Below are 17574 nucleotides of genomic sequence, written 5' to 3' on the forward strand. Positions count from 1 at the left end.
GACCGGAACCTGTCGTCCCGGGATGCCGAGTGAAACAGTTTGTGCCGTGAATTGTCAGTGCCGGGTGTGACACTCGGCCATGTGAAGGAGCGCTGGGCTCTGGCCCCCACCGAGCACGGCGGCGCCGACGTCGTGCCGCTGGACGGGGACGGGCTGCCCGCCGCGCCCCTCGCCAGGGAGCCCGACCTGGTGGAGGCGGTGCGGTCCAGACCGGACGTGGCCCGCTGGGTGTGGCGGGACACGCACGCGGTGTACCCGCGCCTGCTCGCCGCGGGCGTCGTGGTCGAGCGCTGCTACGACATCGAGGCCGCCGAGAACCTGCTGCTCGCGCACGAGGGGCGGCACGGCGAGCCCCGTTCGGCCGCCGCCGCGCTCGCCAGACTCCGCTCCCTGCCGGTGCCGCCGGACCCGCCGCCCCGGGTCGCCGAGCCCGGTTCCCAGTCCTCGCTCTTCGAGCCGCGCCCGCCCGTCGACGTCCCCCTGGCCGATCTCGTCGACGTGTACGCGGAACAGCAGCGCAGACACGCGGCGACGGCCCTGCCGGACCGGATGCGGCTGCTCACCGCGTCGGAGTCGGCGGGCATGCTGATCGCCGCCGAGATGCGCGCGGCGGGTCTTCCGTGGCGCGCCGACGTGCACCGGGAGCTGCTGCACGAGCTGCTCGGCGAGCGGTACGCGGGCGGCGGCGAGCCCCGCCGTCTCGCGGAGCTGGCGGACGAGGTGTCGGCGGCGTTCGGCAGACGGGTGCGGCCCGAACTGCCCGCCGACGTGGTGAAGGCGTTCGCCGAGGCCGGGATCAAGGTGTCCTCGACCCGGCGCTGGGAGATCAGGAACATCGACCACCCGGCCGTGCGCCCGCTCCTGGAGTACAAGAAGCTGTACCGGATCTACACCGCGCACGGCTGGTCCTGGCTGCAGGACTGGGTGCGGGAGGGCCGGTTCAGACCCGAGTACCTGCCGGGCGGCACGGTCTCGGGCCGCTGGACGACGAACGGCGGCGGGGCGCTGCAGATCCCGAAGGTCATCCGCCGCGCGGTCGTGGCCGACCCCGGCTGGCGGCTCGTGGTCGCCGACGCGGCGCAGATGGAGCCGCGGGTGCTCGCCGCGATCTCCCGCGACCCGGTGTTCATGGAGGTCGCGGGACAGGACAGCGACCTGTACCAGTCGATCTCGGACCGGACGTTCTCCGGTGACCGCGGACGGGCCAAGATCGCCGTACTCGGCGCCATATACGGGCAGACGGCGGGCGACGGCCTGAAGAACCTCGCCCTGCTGCGCCGCCGCTTCCCGAGGGCGGTCGCGTACGTGGACGACGCCGCCCGCGCCGGTGAGGAGGGCCGGCTGGTGCGCACGTGGCTGGGCCGCACCTGCCCGCCTGTCGTGGGCGCGGCCGAGGCGGAGGAGGCGGGCCTGCCGCAGGACGCGCCGGGCGAGCCGGACACCGACGGCACCGGCCCGGCACAGGGGTACGGCTACGGCTACGCGTCCTCGAACTCGCGCGCCCGCGGCCGCTTCACCCGCAACTTCGTGGTGCAGGGCAGCGCCGCCGACTGGGCGTTGCTGCTGCTCGCCGCCTTGCGGCGGACCCTCGCGGGGATGACGGCCGAGCTGGTCTTCTTCCAGCACGACGAGGTGATCGTGCACTGCCCCGAGGACGAGGCGCCCACGGTGTGCGAGGCGATCCGGGCCGCCTCGGACCTCGCGGGGCGCCTCACCTTCGGCGAGACGCCGGTGCGGTTCCCGTTCACGGTGGCGGTGGTGGAGTGCTACGCCGACGCCAAGTAGGCACCGGCGGGCCGCTCACGACTGCCGCCACTTCTTCGAAAGCGCGATCTTCTTCAGTTCGGCGAGCGTCAAGGCCGGGCTCGGGCGGGTCGCATCCGTCTCCTGCGACGCCGCGTTGAACGCGGAGACCACGACCCGGAACCCGTCCGGGCGCATCGTGTCGGCGGTCCACATGACAATCCCGGAGCCGCCCTTGTCGTCGCCGGCACCCTCCTGCGTCGCCACGCGCGTGCCGTCCGGCAGCGTCTCGCCCCCGGATCCGAACAGGTCGCCCGCTACGTCCTGCATCCCGGACTGGACATTGACCTGCACGAACGACGCGCCCTTGCCGTCGTCGACGACCACGTACGCGTACCCGCCGTCCTGGCCGCCCGAGCCGGTGGCCTTCAGCCGCTTCGGCAGCAGCGACGTCAGCCCGGCGAGGACCGCGGCCTTGCCGGGCCCCTCCGCCACCGGTGGCGCGGCCTTCTCGGGCTGGGCCTCGCCGATCGCCTTCATCACGGGCCCCCACTTTGACGAGGTGACGAGCGCCTTCAACTGCTCGATGCTGAGCGCGGGTTCGGGGCGGCTCACCGGGGCGTCCTTCTCCGCGGCGGCGTTCCACTCACCGGCGTCGACGGTGTATCCCTCGGGGGACATGTAGACGGCGCGCCACAACTTGGTGTCGGCCCGCTTGTCCGGATACTCGTAGCCGCGGAAGAGCAGCAGCCGGGACCCGTCGGGCATCTTCCGGTCCGTGCACGAGTCGTACGGCACGAACGCCTTGTCCGGGCAGGTGAGTTGCTCGTCGGCGGAGGCCCCGTCCGGGTCGATGGCACCGACGCCGACGCTGAGGGCGCTCTTGCCGTGACCGTCGTCGTACACGAGCCGCGCGTACGGGTGGTCGGCGGTGCCGCGCCCGTCCCGCTCGCTCACCTTCCCCTCGGGCAGCAGCCCTTCGAGGACGGCGACGACCTGGTCGGCGCTGAGCTGCGGCCCGTCACCATGCGCGGTGCCCTTGCTCTCGGCGCTCCGCTGGGACGAGGGACTCGAGGACGCCACGCTGCTCATGGCGTCATCGGGACCGGTCCCGAAGGCCCCGGCGGCGTACGACGAGCCGAGCCCGACGACGGCCAGCGCCGCCACGCTCCCGGTGACCGCGCCGACCCGTCTGCGCCGCACCCTGCGACGGCCGCGCAGCATCCCGCCCTCCACCAGCGTCCGCCCCTCAGCGGCGAACCCTTCCCCGGTGCGCCGCAGCGCCACCGAGAGCTCGTCCTCGAACCCCTTGCCCTGGCCGTCGCCCGCTGCGGACACCTCGACCACTCCCCTCTGCCAGTACGTACGGTCTGCGGTCGCGCCCGTAGGCGCATCGGTTCTAGGAGGCGACGAACTCGGCCACGGAACCGCCGAGTTGCTCACGAAGCCTGGCCAGCGCCCGGCTGCTGCGTGTGCGCACCGCGGCCGAGCTGAGGTGCAGCGCGTCCGCGGTCTCCTCGATGGAGCGGTCCTCCCAGTAGCGCAGGACGACCACCGCCCGGTCCTTGGGCGGCAACCGGCGCAGCGCGTCGAGCAGCGTCAGCCGCAGCGACGGGTCACTGCCCCCGGCCGCCTCGGTCTCCGGGAGATTGTCCGAGGGACGCTCCCCCGCCGACCGTCTCCGCTGGTGCGCCAGAAAGGCCCGTACGAGCACGGTCTGCGCGTACGCCGCCGGGTTGCCCTGCCGGACCGCAGGCCGCCCCCAGGCCACGTACATCCGGCCGAGGGTCTCCTGCACGAGATCCTCCGCGAGATGCGTGTCCCCGCTGGTCAGCAGGCACCCGGAACGGAACAGCTGACCCGTGCGGGCCTCCGCGAACTCACGGAACGCACCCTCCAGCGACCGTCTCATCCCCGGCGTCCTCCCCCGTCGCCCCACCTACACCTGATCAATGCGGTGGCCCCGGGGAAATGTTGCACGCGGTTCCGGGCGGCCTGGGCTCGCCGCCGTCACCGCGCCCACGCCACAAGAAAACCCCAGGTCGGAATCGATCCGACCTGGGGTTCCAAGGTGAGCCGCCTTCGGGATTCGAACCCGAGACCTACGCATTACGAGGGCTGGTGGGATCGTGACAGCACCTGCCGACACGTGCCGGCAGGTGCTGTTTCCTCAGGTCGCGAGCAGGCAGCACCCTCAACCGCATCGCTGGATGCCGCCTGCTGCCGCACAGTCCGCTCACGCCATGCTCACGCGGCACAGGACCCCGGGGCCTGCTGCCGGCGGGTCGGCGGCGTCAGCGGATGAAGAACCGCGCAGCGATGATCTGGATCGCGATGGCGCCGCCGGCGTAGGCGGCACCCTTGAGAGCCTGGACGGTGAGCGCCCAGCGGAGGAAGCGCAGCCGACTCAGGATCTTGCGCCACGAGCACCAGGCGGTGAACCCGCCGGAACCGCCCTGGCGCGTCTGGATCGCCTCGACGCGGCGCGTCCAGACAGCCTTGATCTTCCTGGCACCCTTGGCCAGGCAGGCCGTATAATTCACGGGAGGGAACTCCTTCTCGTCTTTGATTCGAAGTAGGGCGTTTCCTTCAGGGGAGGTTGGGCGCGGTTGGGAAGCCTTTCGTCCGACCTCTCCTGCCTTTATTGGTGCGGCGGCGCGCGACAGCCGCCATCGAATGCCCGGCTACGAGAGCCCGGCGATTCGACAGTCACAGAGTAGCCCCTCCAGTGGTCGACAAATGCACCTGCGCCGCTTCATTCAATCCTAATCACACCCAAGAGCGGCGAGCGCGATCTTTACGGCATCCCGGCCCGCAGACTCGGCCGACCTCAGAAGTACCTCCATTTCAGGATTCATCCGATTTCGACTCAGCTTTGACACCAGGGAGCCGCACTCACCCTCGGGAAGGGTCGCCCCAAGGTTCCACAAGAGGGCGGTCCGGGCCGCCAGGGGAAGTGCGGCAAGGGAATCCGGAATACTGCATTCCGGCTTGTCGGCAGCCGTGCTGTTGCGCCGGTCCCCCTCGGCGGGCTGGCCGCCTCCACCGTTGCGCCGGTCCCGCCCCGCGCGCCCGCCACCACATGAGCATGCGCTCGCGCAGTCGGCGCAAGGCGAGCACCGCGCCATCAGCAAGAGGCGCTCCACGCGCGCGAGGTCCTCGCCCAGACGGTCCGTCCCGGCGATCTGCGCAGATCGCACCGGCTGCCTCAAGGCCGAAAGGACCTCGGGGCGGGGCAGCCTCCTCCCATGCAGCCAGTGCGAGAGCAGGGAAGGGGAGACACCGAGAGCCTGCGCCTTCTCGGCCATGGTCGCTCCGGGGAGAAACCGGGGCAGCACCTCCTGGAAAGCGAGCGCGAAAGCCTTCACCCCCTCCGTGGCCTCGTCCACACAGGAGTTTTTGATCGATCCAAGTGACGGCACGCAAAGGAGCCTCTCGCTCGCCGGAGATCACCAGGGTTTACGTGATCACCAGAACCCTACCCCTTCCTTTCTGCGCCGCAGAGCCGTCCGGCATTATTACGCGGATGTATTTATGACAGCGGCTTAAATGTGTTCAAAATGACCATTTAAGGGGCAAAACGGATCTTTACTCTGCCGAAAACGTAAAGATCCGAAACCACTGGAACGGGCGACGCCACTTGTGCTAATACTGAGCAGGAATCGTGGCCCGTGATGCGTCTTCAGGGCCGCACCGGAAGTACGGCATGAAATGGAGGCGCTATGACGCCGTCGTGGCGCGATGACAGCCTCGGAACGATGAAGCGGGTCGCCCTCTGGCTCGTGTCGGAGGTCGGCGAGGGGCGGCCCTTCACCAAGGAGGCGCTGCGCGACGCCTTTCCCGGGGTGTCCCAGGTGGATCGGCGCATGCGTGATCTCCGCGACTTCGGGTGGCGAATCGACACGAACAGGGAGGACGCGGACCTCGACTCCCACGAGCAGCGTTTCGTGAAGCGCGGCGATCCGGTGTGGGAGCCCGGCCGAGCCACCCGGAAGACCGGTACGACGGCGATCGGCGCCGGGCGTCGCCGCGAGGTTCTCCAGCGGGACGGCAACATGTGCCGCTCCTGCGGGATCGTTCCCGGTGAGACCTACGCCGGCACGTACGAAGCGGCCCAGCTGGACATCGCACGGCGCGAGGTCCTGAAGCCCGGCGGGTCGAAGGCCACTGAGCTGGTCACCGAGTGCAAGCGGTGCCGCATCGGCGGCAGGGAACTGGTCGCGGACCTGGACCGAGTGCTTCAGGAGGCTGCCGGGCTCAGCTCCATTGAGCGCAATGTACTGTCCGGCTGGGTGGAAGCCGACGAGCGCCAGTTCAGCCGACTGGAGCAGCTCTGGAGCGACTACCGGTCCCTGCCCGAGGAGTCGCGCGCCCATTTGCGCAAAGAGCTGGGCGTCGACTGAGCATCCGGCAGGCGCGGAGGGCATTAGAAGCAGGACGAGCAGAGGCAGGAGCGAGGACAGCGGACATGGCCAAGGATTACGGGCTGCCGCCCAGGGCTGAGGAGAACCGGGCCACCGTTGCGGCCCGGCTGGCGGAGAGCGCGACCGGTGGAGGCACCCGCGAGACGTTCACCGTCGAGTGGCGGGGCAAGCCGGAGCATCTCGAAGTGGTCGAGATGCAGGTCGGCGACCTCTACTACAACCCGGCCACCCACCGGATCCGAGCGCAGGCCGATCACGATCCCAAGAAGTCCGAGCTCCTCGAAACGGACCCGTGGAACACGGATGCTCAGCGGTACCTGGGGCGTCTGCTGCAGGTGGTTCCCGCCGATCCAGCAAAGACCGATCCCGCGTTCGACGAGCTCACCGCGAGTCTCAAGGAGTTCGGACAGACCGAGCCGGGGCTGATCACCCACGAGGGCGTCCTCGTCAACGGCAACACCCGGCGTGCCGCGCTCCTGGAACTACACGGTCCGAACCACCCCATGCGCGTGGCTGTGCTGCCCTCTTCCTGCGACTGGCAGGACGTGGCCGCCGTCGAGCTCTCGCTGCAGCTGCGCAAGGAGCACCGGCGGGACTATTCCTACATCAACCGGCTCCTCGCCGTGGAAGAGCTGGTCGATCAGGGCACCCCGCTCGCGGCGATCGCAACCACCTTCCGCACTACGGCTGCGCGAGTCCGGCAGGACCAGTGGGTGCTGTCCATCATCCGCCAGTTGATCAAGCGCAGTGCAACCTCCGGCGAGCGGCTGTCACTCGTCGCGTTCGAGGAGCACGCGGAGAAGTTCCGCGAGCTGCACCGCGCCTACGAGAAGCAGTACAGCGTCAACCCCGAGCGGGCCGATCTGCTCGTGGAGAACCGCCTGGCCGCCATGCTCATGGGCTTCGCTAAGACGGACGTGCGCTTTATCGATGACAAGTTCCGTGACACGTACCTCTCGGAGAACCTGCCAGCCGGCCTGGCCCCCGATCCCGCTCCGTCGCAAGGGGGCGTAGCAATCCCAGGCCTGGGGCGTGCCGTACAAGGCCCCAGCCTGGCTGTCTCGGCCGCCAGAGCCCTGACGGACGTCGTCCTCCACGCTCGGGCCGTCACCCAAGCCGGTAGCTCCGCCCCGGCGGAAGTAGTCGCTGCGGCGCAGGACGAGGTCAGGCTCATGCACCAAGCGATGGACCGGGCCCTCACCAACGCCGGCCGCGACGCCCGCATCACCAAGCGCAAGCAGGCCGCTCCCGCTCGCCTCGCAGACGCGAACCGCAGCATCGAGCAATGCGTCACGGACCTCGTCCTCTCCCGATCGCAGCGAAGCCTTGATGAGGAAGCCTTCGACGATGCCATCGTCGAACTGCGGAAGAGGCTCGAGAAGCTGGCTATCGAAGCCCGACGGACGGTCGGTGAGCCTGGCGACGGCTTGTCCTGGCTCCTCGAAGCCACAGAGAAGGCACGCTGAGTGGGCAGCCAGCCCAGCCTGGTGATCGGCTTCGATACCACGCGCACCCAAGCGGCGCTCAGGACCGTGCCCGAGTGGCGCGGTGAGTTGGGGCAGATGATCGCCAGCTTCCCCAGCGGCCGGATGACCGACCGGCTGTCCGCCGCTGTCCCCCTGGACAGCTTCCTGGCCAGTATCGGCTCCCTAGCCGAATGGCCGCAGCCCGAGAGCGTCGTCTGGGAGGACGACTTCCGCCGCATTGTCAGCGAGATGCTCGATACTGCCGTGACGGCGGATCGCCTGCTCAACGGCGCGCCGGACGAGGAGAGCGCCTCCCCGGAAGAGGTGCCAGCTCTGCTGGGCGACTCCTGGACGGGAGCGCTCACCCCCTTCCAGCTCCGGGACATCGCCCAGCTGCTCTCGGTCGGCCACGGGGCCAACTTCAGCGTGCCCGGCGCCGGCAAGACCCGCGTCTCTCTGGCCGTGTTCGCGGCCCTGCGAGAGCAGGGAACGGTCAACCGCATCCTGGTGGTCAGCCCGAAGTCGGCTTACGAGGCGTGGCAACTGGAGGCGCGGGAGTGCTTCTCCTCGCCCCTGGACGTACAGGTGCTCGGCAAGTCGGTGCCCCCACTAGCAGACGTCCTCCTGGTCAATTACGAGCGGTTGGACCGGGCACTGGCCGGGCTGTCGCAGTGGCTGAAAGCGGCCCCGACCATGCTCATCCTCGACGAGGCGCACCGTATGAAGCTCGGCGGAGCGGGTGTCTACGGGGCTGCCTGCATGGCGCTGGGGCCGCTCAGCCGCGTGCGCATGATCCTCAGCGGTACTCCGGCGCCGAACGGGGCGAAGGACCTGGAGAACCTGCTGTCCTTCGTCTGGCCTGGCCACGGACGACGCGTGGTCACCCAGGCGGTAGACGGTGGCGACCTAGCCCACGCAAGCCAGGTGCTGCGCCCCCTCTACACCCGGACGACGAAGGCGGAGCTGGGGCTTCCGCCTGTCGACTTGCGCGTCCGCCCACTCAGGATGCCTCCGTTGCACCGTGAGATCTACGACGCCTTGATCGGCAAGTTCTCTCCGCGCGCAGCTGCCGACCGAGGCGATTTCGAGGCATTCGGCAAGGCAATCCTGCGTCTGCTCATGGCCGCGACAAGCCCAGCGCTCCTTGTCGGCGGCTCGACCCGCTACGAGCCGCTGAGCTTCCGTGTCCCGCCCTTGGATGTCCCGGAGGGGGACTCGCTTGCGGCCCTCCTCCGGAAGCTCCCGGACTACGAACTTCCGCCCAAGTACACGGAGACGTTGTCCATCGTCTCCGCCAATGCCGCGGCCGGCAGGAAGACCCTGGTGTGGACTGGCTTCGTCCGGAGCATCACGTCGTTGCAGACGCTGCTCGCACCGTTCCAGCCCGCCGCAGTGCACGGGGGCACTCCGGACCGGGAGGAGGAACTGCGCCGCTTCCGCGAGGATCCGGATTGCAGCGTCCTCATCTCCAACCCGGCGACCCTGGGCGAGGGCATCAGCCTCCATCAGGTCTGCCATGACGCCGTGTACGTCGACCGCGACTTCCAGGCAGGCCGGTTCCTCCAGAGCCTGGACCGCATCCATCGTCTTGGCCTCTCCCCAGACACGGAGACGCGGGTCACCGTCCTCACTGCTGCGGAAAGTGTCGATGATGTCGTCTCCATGCGGCTCGCAGAGAAGCTGGAGTTCATGGGCAGCATCCTCGACGACCCCGAGGTGCAGCAGCTCGCTGACCCGGAGGACGAGGCCCCGATGGCCGCAGGGATGAACTCAGCCGATGTCCAGGCACTGCTGGACTATCTGAGGCGGCGCCCGGCTTAGGGGACGCTGCCAGCCTTCCGATAGCCGTCAAAGCGTGCCCTCGCTGAGGAGCCGCTCGATGGCGACCGCTTCCCGCTGCAGCACGATGCGTCCATCTCCGTCGCTGAAAGCGAGAAGGCGGCTGCCTGCATCGAATCCTGCTTCCGCGAGGAGGCCGAGAGGGAGTACGACCTGCTCCTCACCACCGACCAAGAGTTCTGCTGGTTCGCGTATCACGCCCAGCAGTCCGCCAGCACCGCCCCGCAACCGGCTGCCCCGGCACATCCTCCGCCGATAGAGTCCCGCTGTGGACGGCGAAACGATCAGCGTGCAGACGCCCCTGTGGCCAGTCGATGAGGGCGATGACCCGGCCTTGGAGGCGGTGGCAGAGGAGATTCTACGCGCGGACCCGGACGGCAGCCGGTTCGCTGGCGCGGTCCGCCGCAGCATCGACATGTTGCTGGACGGCCAGCACACAGGGCGCTTCCGCTGGGACCAGCTCTTCAAGACCGAGAAGGCCCACTTGGGAACCCTGATCGAGATCAATGTGCAGCGCGAGTTCGGCTTCGCGGATGGCGCCAGCATGGACTACTCGATCGCCGGGTCAGACGTCGACTGCAAGTACTCCCAGACCCTCGGCCAGTGGATGATCCCGCCCGAAGCCCACGGGCACCTGCTGCTCGTTGTCTGGGCCAGCGACGAGCAGTCCAAATGGTCAGTGGGACTCGTTCGGACGTTGCCCGAACGGCTCAACAACGGCGGCAACCGCGACGCCAAGAAGACATTGAACGCGGCCGGGCGGGGCGCAGTGCGATGGCTGTTCCGCGACGCGCCCCTCCAGGAGAACATGCTGCTGCGCCTCTCCGAGGAGGACATCACCGCTGTCTTCTCCCACAAGAGTGGCCAGCGCCGCGTGGACGAGCTGTTCATGCGGGCGCAAGGGCGCCGGGTCAGCCGCAACGTCGTTGCTACGGTGGCTATGCAGGAGGACTACATGAAGCGCGTCCGCTACAACGGCGGATCGCGCTCCAGGCTCCAGCGCCACGGAATAGTGATCTTGGGTCACTACACCCGCCACGGGCGCATCGCCGAAGCCTTGGGGCTGCCGGTTCCGGGCCCCGGTGAATCTGTCAGTGCCAGCCTGACCCCTGCACGGGCCCACCACGTAGGGGTCCCGACAGTAGAGCTGGACGGACAGGAGTGGGTCCTGGCCATGGCCGACGACCCAGAAGAGACAGTACCGAGACTGCCGGAAATATGAACGGACGCAACGAACCCGGCGCAGTACCGGAGTCGGGTACTCGGGCGGGACCGTGGGTCCCACCCGAGGGGTCGTGGGCTTCGTCAGCCGCAAACCGACGCAGCATGGGCAACCGGAGCCGCGGCACGGCTCCGGAACTACTACTGCGGTCACTCGTCCACGCAGCGGGGCTGCGCTACCGGGTAGCGGCCAAGCCCTTGCCGAAGATGCGGCGCACAGCCGACATGGTCTTCCGCCCCGTAAAGGTAGCTGTCTTCATCGACGGATGTTTTTGGCACGGCTGCCCTGACCACTTCGTCATGCCGAAGACCAACCGTCCGTATTGGGAAGACAAGACCGGGCGGAATGTTCAGCGCAACCGGGACACCGACCAGCGCCTGGCGGACGAGGGCTGGCTCGTGGTGCGCTTCCGGGAGCACCTCGATTCCGAGGCATGCGCCGAGACCGTTATTGACGCGGTGAAGTCTCGGCGGCAGGCGGCAGTCGGGTCGCAGCGGTCCCATTAGGCCCGGCGGACACAGCGCCCGCCTTCGAACACGCCCTTGGGGGTCAGCTGATCTTCGCCTGGTTCAGCGAGAAGAGCTCGTGTCGCTGGTGCCCCTCCTGGCCGACGAACGCCTTGAATTCGCCGAGGCTGTACGCGTACGTGCCGCCGGAACGCTGCTCCCTCCGGATCTCGAAGTCCCTTTCGAGATGCGCAATGTGCCGCTCGACCTCGGGTTCAGACAGCCGCTTGCCCGCCTTCTCCAAGCGGCCGATGATCTGGGTGATACCGATGAACCTCTGCTTCTCGGCCTCCGCGCGGAGCAGTTTGTACACAGGATCGTGCACCGTCTCGGTGTCCTCGACCAACGCCGCCGGGGCACCCTTCTTGTTCAGCGCGCGGGCGATAGACCGGCCGATGGCCTCAGCCACAGGCGGAGGGAAGGCGTTCCCGACCTGACGGTACTGGCTGGTCTTCCTCCCTGCGAAGACCCACTTGTCCTCAGGCTTCCATCCCTGGATGCGGGAGACCATCTCTACCGTGAGCTTCGGCCCAGGCTTCCCCTCGGCAGGCTCCCAGTCCTCGCCGGGCGCTTCGTCCGCCACACCATGAGCATCGACCCCGAGCTTGGCCCAGGCCGCCTTGGCACGGGTAGGCCCCAGGTCCGCCCCGCCATGCTTTTTGGAACCACCGACGATGGTCGGCGCAATGTCGTTAGCACTCTCAGCCCACTTCTCAGCGCCCTTCCAGCCGCGGGCAGCCATGAGGTCGTAGAGCGTCTCGCCGACCTTCGGACGCTCGCCTTCTAGAGGCTTCGGCCAGGCAAAATAGGGTGCGTACTCGCGCTGGAGCGCCACAAGGACGAACCGCGGGCGTAGCTGCGGTACGCCGAAGTCCGCAGCGTGGAAGAGCTCCCACTGCGCTACGTAGCCAGCGTCTTGCAGCGTGTCCAGGACGTTCTGTCGGTAGGCGGCGAAACGGTTCGCGCTGAGCCCTCGCACGTTCTCCAGGAGGAGGGCCTTGGGCCGCACCCTCTCAGCGAGACCGACAGCCCAAGCGAACAGGTCTCGCTCGTCAGCGGCGCCAAGCTGCTTGCCTGCAATAGTGAAGGGCGGGCAGGGCACGCCCCCGGCAATCAGGTCGGGGGTGCCGTGCTTGGTACAGAACTCCTCAGGGTCCCAAACCGACCGGTCGGCCACGTCCCCAGTGCGTACATCGCAGCCCGGCATGTTGCTTTTCAGGGTTTCCGCGGCCCTTGGATCGAGCTCCACGGCAACAGCGTGCTCGAATCCGGCGCGCTCCAACCCCAGAGCCTGCCCGCCAGCACCTGCGCAGATCTCCGCGACCTGAAGCTTGGCCATTCGTCCTCCATACGTGCGCACCGCCCGCCGCGCGCTCGGCTGCACTCGCGACGTACCGGACTCGAACACGTTAGCGAGTCCGTCTCCGCTCACGAACATCCCAGCAAGATCGCACCAAGTCCACTGGGTCGGGGCAAGAACAGCTGAGTTGACCGCGAACGCGGTCAGCGAGGTGGCCTATATTAGTTCGCCGGCATCAGCCCGCGCGGTTATCCACAGGCCCCGCTCCACGAAAAGCGACGAACGACTCATCGGCAGGCAAAGCCCTACTCCGTACGCCTGGAGCTCTCACCCCGCGAGGACGGCAGCCGCCGCTCCTTCGCCCGTGGCGGGTACGCGAGTGTCAAGGCAGCCCAGGCCGACCTCGATTACGTACGCGCCCTCCTCGGGCTCGCCGACTCGGACGCCCCCGAGGGCACCGAACTCATCGCCGGGATGCTGGCCGAGGTCAGTCGAGAGCGGTCGTCTCTGCCCGAGGTCGAGGAGACGCGGCGGCGCCTCAACTCCGGTCAGGACCTCATAGGCAACCTGACCGTCGCCGAATGGCTCGACCGGTGGTTGGCCGGCACGCGCATACGCAAGTCCGGCCTCAAACGCTACGAGACCAATATCCGCGTCCATCTGAGGCCGCGCATCGGCAGCCGGCGCCTGGACCGGCTGCGCGTCAGCCACCTCAGCGAGATGTTCACCGACATTCGCGAGGCGAACGCCCAGATCCTGGAGGACAACACCCAGCGGCGAGCCGCTCTCGACGAGCTGGCGACGGTGCCGTGGAAGGGCGTCGGGAACCAGGCTCGTCACAAGGCCATGAAAGCCGCGATCGACGAGATGCCGCCCTTTCGGCGCGTCACCGGCCCTGCCACGCGGCTGCACGTAAAGGCCACCCTCCGGGCCGCCCTGAACGACGCGATCGGGCAGCAGATCATTACGTTCAACCCGGCCGCCCATGTCGAGATCGACCCCGTGCGCAAGCCGAAGGCGCTCGTGTGGACGGACGAGCGGGTCGCCAAGTGGGAACAGACGGGCGAGAAACCGTCGCCCGTGATGGTCTGGACGCCGGAACAGACCGGTGCCTTCCTCGAGTTCGTCGCCGAGGACCGGCTGTACGCGATGTGGCACCTGATCGCGTTTCGCGGCCTGCGCCGAGGCGAGGCGTGCGGCCAGCCGTGGTCGGGACGAACCTCGACACCCACTTCCTCACCGTCTCCTCATAACTCGTCCAGGACGGCTGGGAGGTGGAAGCGTCCGACCCCAAGACCGACAGCGGCTCCCGCGTGGCCGCCCTCGACGACGACACCGTCGACGTCCTGAAGCACCACCGCGAACGGCAGGAAACGGCCCGCGAAGAATGGGGCACAGCCTGGGTCGAGACCGGCCACGTCTTCACCCAGGAAGACGGCTCCTGGCTCCACCCCGGCAAGGTGACCGACCTCGTCGCCGCCTCCGGTCTCCCGCCGATCCGCCTGCACGATCTGCGCCACGGCGCGGCCACCCTCATGCTCGCCGCCGACATCGACATCAACATCAACATCGTGTCGGACACCCTTGGGCGTAGCGACACCCGCATCACGCGGGACATCTACCAGAGCGTCCTCCCCCACGTCGGCAAGGGCAGCAAGGGCGGCGGCAAGCCGAAGAGGGACAAGGCGAAAGCCCAGGCCAAGGCAGCCAAGAAGGCCACACGCCGCAAGCCCACAAAGTAGGTCCCGAGTGGCTCCGCTCACTAGGCGACATGACGGCAACCCGGCCGTGTGACCCACCATGCCCCCAGCAACAGAAAACCCCAGGCCACGGGCTATGTGACCTGGGGTTTTTCTGAGCCGCCTTCGGGATTCGAACCCGAGACCTACGCATTACGAGTGCGTTGCTCTGGCCATCTGAGCTAAGGCGGCGCCGCCGCGCGCACGGGAGTGCGTCAGCAACATCGCCAATCCTACACGCTTCCCAGGGGTGCTCCGCCCACCCTTTTATGGCCGCGGGGCCTCCCGACGGCGGCCGGGCCCACCCGTCACGAGCAGCGCTTTCCGTCCTTCGGAGGGGTGCCGGACAGCAGGTAGGTGTCGATCGCGCGGTCGATGCAGTCGCTGCCGCGGCCGTACGCCGTGTGGCCGTCGCCGTCGTAGGTGAGGAGGTGGCCGGAGGAGAGCTGGGCGGCGAGGGCCTTGGCCCAGGGGTAGGGGGTGGCCGGGTCACGGGTGGTGCCGACGACCACGATGGGGGCGGCGCCGTCCGCGGTGATGCGGTGCGCCTCGCCCGTGGGCCGGACCGGCCAGGACGCGCAGTTCAGGGCGGACCAGGCGAGGCCCGCGCCGAAGACCGGGGACGCCTTCTCGAACGCGGGCAGCGCCTCCTCGACCTCCTTCGTCGAGGTGAAGGCGGGGGGCTGGTCGAGGCAGTTCACGGCCGCGTTGGCGAACATGAGGTTGGCGTACTCGCCGTCCGGGTCGCGCTCGTAATAGCTGTCGGAGAGGGCGAGCAGGCCCGCGCCGTCCTTCTTGGTCATGGCGGCGGTGAGCGCCTCGCGCAGTTGCGGCCAGGCCCCCTCGTCGTACATGGCGGCGATCACGCCGGTCGTGGCGAGGGACTCGCCGAGCTTGCGGCCGTCGGGGTCGCCGGTGCCGATGGGGGCGGCGTCGAGCCGGTCGAAGAAGGACTTCAGCCGCTGTCCCGCCGCCTTCTGGGTGCCCGTGCCGAGGGGGCAGCCGGAGCGGGCCACGCAGTCCTTCGCGAAGGACTGGAACGCGGTCTCGAAGCCGGCGGTCTGCTGCCGGTTCAGTTCGCGGGCGGGCAGGGACGGGTCCATGGCCCCGTCGAGAACGAGCCGCCCGACGCGCTCCGGGTACAGGCCCGCGTACGTGGCGCCGAGGAAGGTGCCGTAGGAGGCGCCCACATAGTTCAGCTTCTCGTCGCCGACGGCGGCGCGGACCAGGTCCATGTCGCGGGCCGCCTCGACGGTGGAGACGTGCGGCAGCACGCGCCGCGACGCCCGGTCCTTCGTCTCGCAGCCCTTCGCGAACGTGTCGAAGGCGGCCGAGAGTTGCTTCTGCTCCCCGGCGTCGTCCGGGGTCACGTCGGTCTGCGTGTAGGTGTCCATCTGCTTGCCGTCGAGGCAGGTGACGGGCGCGCTGCGGGCGACGCCGCGCGGGTCGACGGCGACCATGTCGTAGCGGGCCCGGACCTTCTCGGGGTAGCCGATGCCCGCGTACGCCTGAAGGTAGCCGACCGCGGAGCCGCCCGGACCGCCCGGGTTGACCAGGAGCGAGCCCAGCCGCTTGCCTGAGCCGGTGGCCTTCTTGCGGGAGACGGCGAGGTCGATGTCGCCCGCGGACGGCTTCTCATAGTCGAGCGGCGCCTTGAGCGTCGCGCACTCGAACCCGGGCGCGCCGCACTTGCGCCACTTCAGGTTCTGGTCGTAGTAGGTGCTCAGCCGGGCCTCGTCGGAGCTGGGCAGCGCGGCGAGCGTGCCCCCCGCGGCCTGCGAACTCTTCGGCGAGCAGGCCGGGATGCCGACCAGCAGCAGTCCCGCGGCGGCGGCGATCAGGGCGGCTCGGCGGCGGGCGGTGGAGGGGTGGCGCCTGGTGTACATCCGGCGAGCGTAACGCTCCGCGCGGGTCACGTCACTTTCCGTAGCTCGACACGGCCCTGTAGTGCGAACGAGCCCCAAACTCGGAACGGCCCTGTAGTGCGGACGAGCCCCATACCCGGAACGGGCCCCGCCGCCTGGGACGGCCCCGCAGCTTGGGACGGGCCCCGCAGCTTGGGCCGGCCCGGCCCATCCGTCCTAACCCGCCCGCAGCGCCAGCGTCATCGCCTCCACCGCGAGCAGCGGCGCCACATTGCGGTCCAGGGCGGTGCGGCACTCCCCGATCGCCTCTATGCGGCGGAGCGTCGACTCCGGTGACGTGCCCCGCGCCAGACGCTCCAAGGTGTCCTGGATCTCCGTGTTGGCGAGCGCCACGCGGGAGCCGAGCTGGAGCGCGAGGACGTCGCGGTAGACGCCGGTCAGTTCGGTGAGGGCGAGGTCGAGGGAGTCGCGCTGCGAACGCGTTCTGCGGCGCTTCTGCTTGTCCTCCAGGTCCTTCATGACCCCTGCCGTGCCGCGCGGCATACGGCCGCCGCTCTGTGCGCCTAGGGCGGCCTTCAGCTCCTCGGTCTCCTTGGTGTCGACCTCCTCCGCGAGCTGCTTGGAGTCCTCCGCCGCCGCGTCGACCAGCTCCTGCGCCGCCTTGAGGCAGCCGCCGACGTCCTCGACGCGCAGCGGCACCTTCAGCACGGCGGCTCTGCGCTCCCGCGCGCGCGGGTCGGTGGCCAGGCGCCGGGCCCGGTCGATGTGGCCCTGGGTGGCGCGGGCGGCGCTCGCGGCGACGGCCGGCTCGATCCCGTCACGCCGTACGAGCATGTCGGCGACGGCGTCCACGGCGGGCGTGCTCAAAGTGAGGAGGCGGCAGCGGGAGCGGATCGTCGGCAGCACGTCCTCCACCGAGGGCGCGCAGAGCAGCCACACCGTGCGCGGGGCGGGCTCCTCGACGGCCTTGAGGACGGCGTTCGCCGATTTCTCGTTCAGCCGCTCGGCGTCCTCGACGAGGATCACCTGCCAGCGGCCCGTCGCCGGAGACGTGTACGACTTGCGGACGGTGTCGCGCATGTCCTCGGCGAGGATCTGGGTGCCGACCGCTGCCACGGTCGTGACGTCCGCGTGCGTGCCGAGCAGCGCGGTGTGGCAGCCGTCGCAGAATCCGCAGCCGGGGGCGCCGCCGAGCGCCCTGTCCGGCGACACGCATTGCAGCGCCGCCGCGAAGGCCCGCGCCGCGGTGACCCGGCCCGCGCCCGGCGGACCGGTGAACAGCCAGGCGTGCGTCATCTTGGACGCCTCGGGCGGGGGCGCGCCGACGCCGGCGGCGGTCACCAGCGCGTCCGCGTCCCGCGCGGCCGCGCCCAGCTCCGCGACCACGCGCTCCTGACCCACCAGGTCGTCCCATACGGCCATGGGGACACCGCCCTTTCTCTTGCTCCCGCCATTGTGCCGGGCGCCACT

The 17574-nt window shown here is 69.2% G+C and carries 12 protein-coding genes, 1 tRNA gene and 1 pseudogene; 7 read left to right on the forward strand and 7 right to left on the reverse strand.

Annotated features, from left to right (window positions below):
* Positions 1 to 81: 81 nt before the first annotated feature.
* Positions 82 to 1785, forward strand: coding sequence for a bifunctional 3'-5' exonuclease/DNA polymerase (locus C1N81_RS22750; protein ID WP_394438156.1), 1704 nt, complete (start codon positions 82 to 84; stop codon positions 1783 to 1785).
* A 15-nt stretch (positions 1786 to 1800) separates the two neighbouring features.
* On the opposite strand, the gene C1N81_RS22755 is transcribed toward C1N81_RS22750, so the two are convergent.
* The 3 genes from C1N81_RS22755 to C1N81_RS22765 form a co-directional block, all read right to left on the reverse strand.
* Positions 1801 to 3081, reverse strand: a complete 1281-nt coding sequence (locus C1N81_RS22755) for a hypothetical protein (RefSeq protein ID WP_394431925.1) — start codon at positions 3079 to 3081, stop codon at positions 1801 to 1803.
* 61 nt (positions 3082 to 3142) lie between these two features.
* On the reverse strand, positions 3143 to 3655 hold the full coding sequence (locus C1N81_RS22760; protein ID WP_394431927.1) for a SigE family RNA polymerase sigma factor: 513 nt from the start codon (positions 3653 to 3655) through the stop codon (positions 3143 to 3145).
* Between the two features lie 382 nt (positions 3656 to 4037).
* Positions 4038 to 4286, reverse strand: a complete 249-nt coding sequence (locus C1N81_RS22765) for a hypothetical protein (protein WP_394431929.1) — start codon at positions 4284 to 4286, stop codon at positions 4038 to 4040.
* 1179 nt (positions 4287 to 5465) lie between these two features.
* On the opposite strand from C1N81_RS22765, the gene C1N81_RS22770 reads away from it, so the two are divergent.
* The 5 genes from C1N81_RS22770 to C1N81_RS22790 all read left to right on the forward strand — a co-directional run bounded on the left by C1N81_RS22770 (position 5466) and on the right by C1N81_RS22790 (position 11200).
* Positions 5466 to 6146 (forward strand): hypothetical protein, encoded by a 681-nt coding sequence (locus C1N81_RS22770; RefSeq protein ID WP_394431930.1) that lies wholly within the window; start codon positions 5466 to 5468, stop codon positions 6144 to 6146.
* Positions 6147 to 6211: 65 nt separating this feature from the next.
* On the forward strand, positions 6212 to 7633 hold the full coding sequence (locus tag C1N81_RS22775; protein ID WP_394431932.1) for a transcriptional regulator: 1422 nt from the start codon (positions 6212 to 6214) through the stop codon (positions 7631 to 7633).
* Complete coding sequence (locus C1N81_RS22780) at positions 7634 to 9454, forward strand: SNF2-related protein (RefSeq protein ID WP_394431934.1); 1821 nt, start codon at positions 7634 to 7636, stop codon at positions 9452 to 9454.
* A gap of 286 nt (positions 9455 to 9740) precedes the next feature.
* Complete coding sequence (locus C1N81_RS22785; RefSeq protein WP_394431936.1) at positions 9741 to 10694, forward strand: NaeI family type II restriction endonuclease; 954 nt, start codon at positions 9741 to 9743, stop codon at positions 10692 to 10694.
* Positions 10695 to 10798: 104 nt separating this feature from the next.
* Positions 10799 to 11200, forward strand: coding sequence for a very short patch repair endonuclease (locus tag C1N81_RS22790; RefSeq protein ID WP_394431938.1), 402 nt, complete (start codon positions 10799 to 10801; stop codon positions 11198 to 11200).
* A gap of 43 nt (positions 11201 to 11243) precedes the next feature.
* Here the strand turns inward: C1N81_RS22790 and C1N81_RS22795 are convergent, their stop codons facing one another.
* Complete coding sequence (locus C1N81_RS22795) at positions 11244 to 12539, reverse strand: DNA cytosine methyltransferase (RefSeq protein ID WP_394431940.1); 1296 nt, start codon at positions 12537 to 12539, stop codon at positions 11244 to 11246.
* Positions 12540 to 12734: 195 nt separating this feature from the next.
* On the opposite strand from C1N81_RS22795, the pseudogene C1N81_RS22800 reads away from it, so the two are divergent.
* Positions 12735 to 14242: pseudogene (locus tag C1N81_RS22800) on the forward strand (tyrosine-type recombinase/integrase).
* A gap of 115 nt (positions 14243 to 14357) precedes the next feature.
* On the opposite strand, the gene C1N81_RS22805 reads toward C1N81_RS22800, so the two are convergent.
* The 3 genes from C1N81_RS22805 to C1N81_RS22815 form a co-directional block, all read right to left on the reverse strand.
* A tRNA-Thr gene (locus tag C1N81_RS22805) sits at positions 14358 to 14431 on the reverse strand.
* Positions 14432 to 14547: 116 nt separating this feature from the next.
* Positions 14548 to 16125, reverse strand: a complete 1578-nt coding sequence (locus C1N81_RS22810; protein WP_394431942.1) for an alpha/beta hydrolase — start codon at positions 16123 to 16125, stop codon at positions 14548 to 14550.
* A 195-nt stretch (positions 16126 to 16320) separates the two neighbouring features.
* The gene (locus C1N81_RS22815; RefSeq protein ID WP_394431944.1) at positions 16321 to 17526 is read right to left on the reverse strand and encodes a DNA polymerase III subunit delta'; all 1206 of its coding nucleotides are present in this window, start codon (positions 17524 to 17526) and stop codon (positions 16321 to 16323) included.
* Between the last annotated feature and the right edge of the window lie 48 nt (positions 17527 to 17574).

This window comes from Streptomyces sp. SGAir0957 (assembly GCF_043523415.1).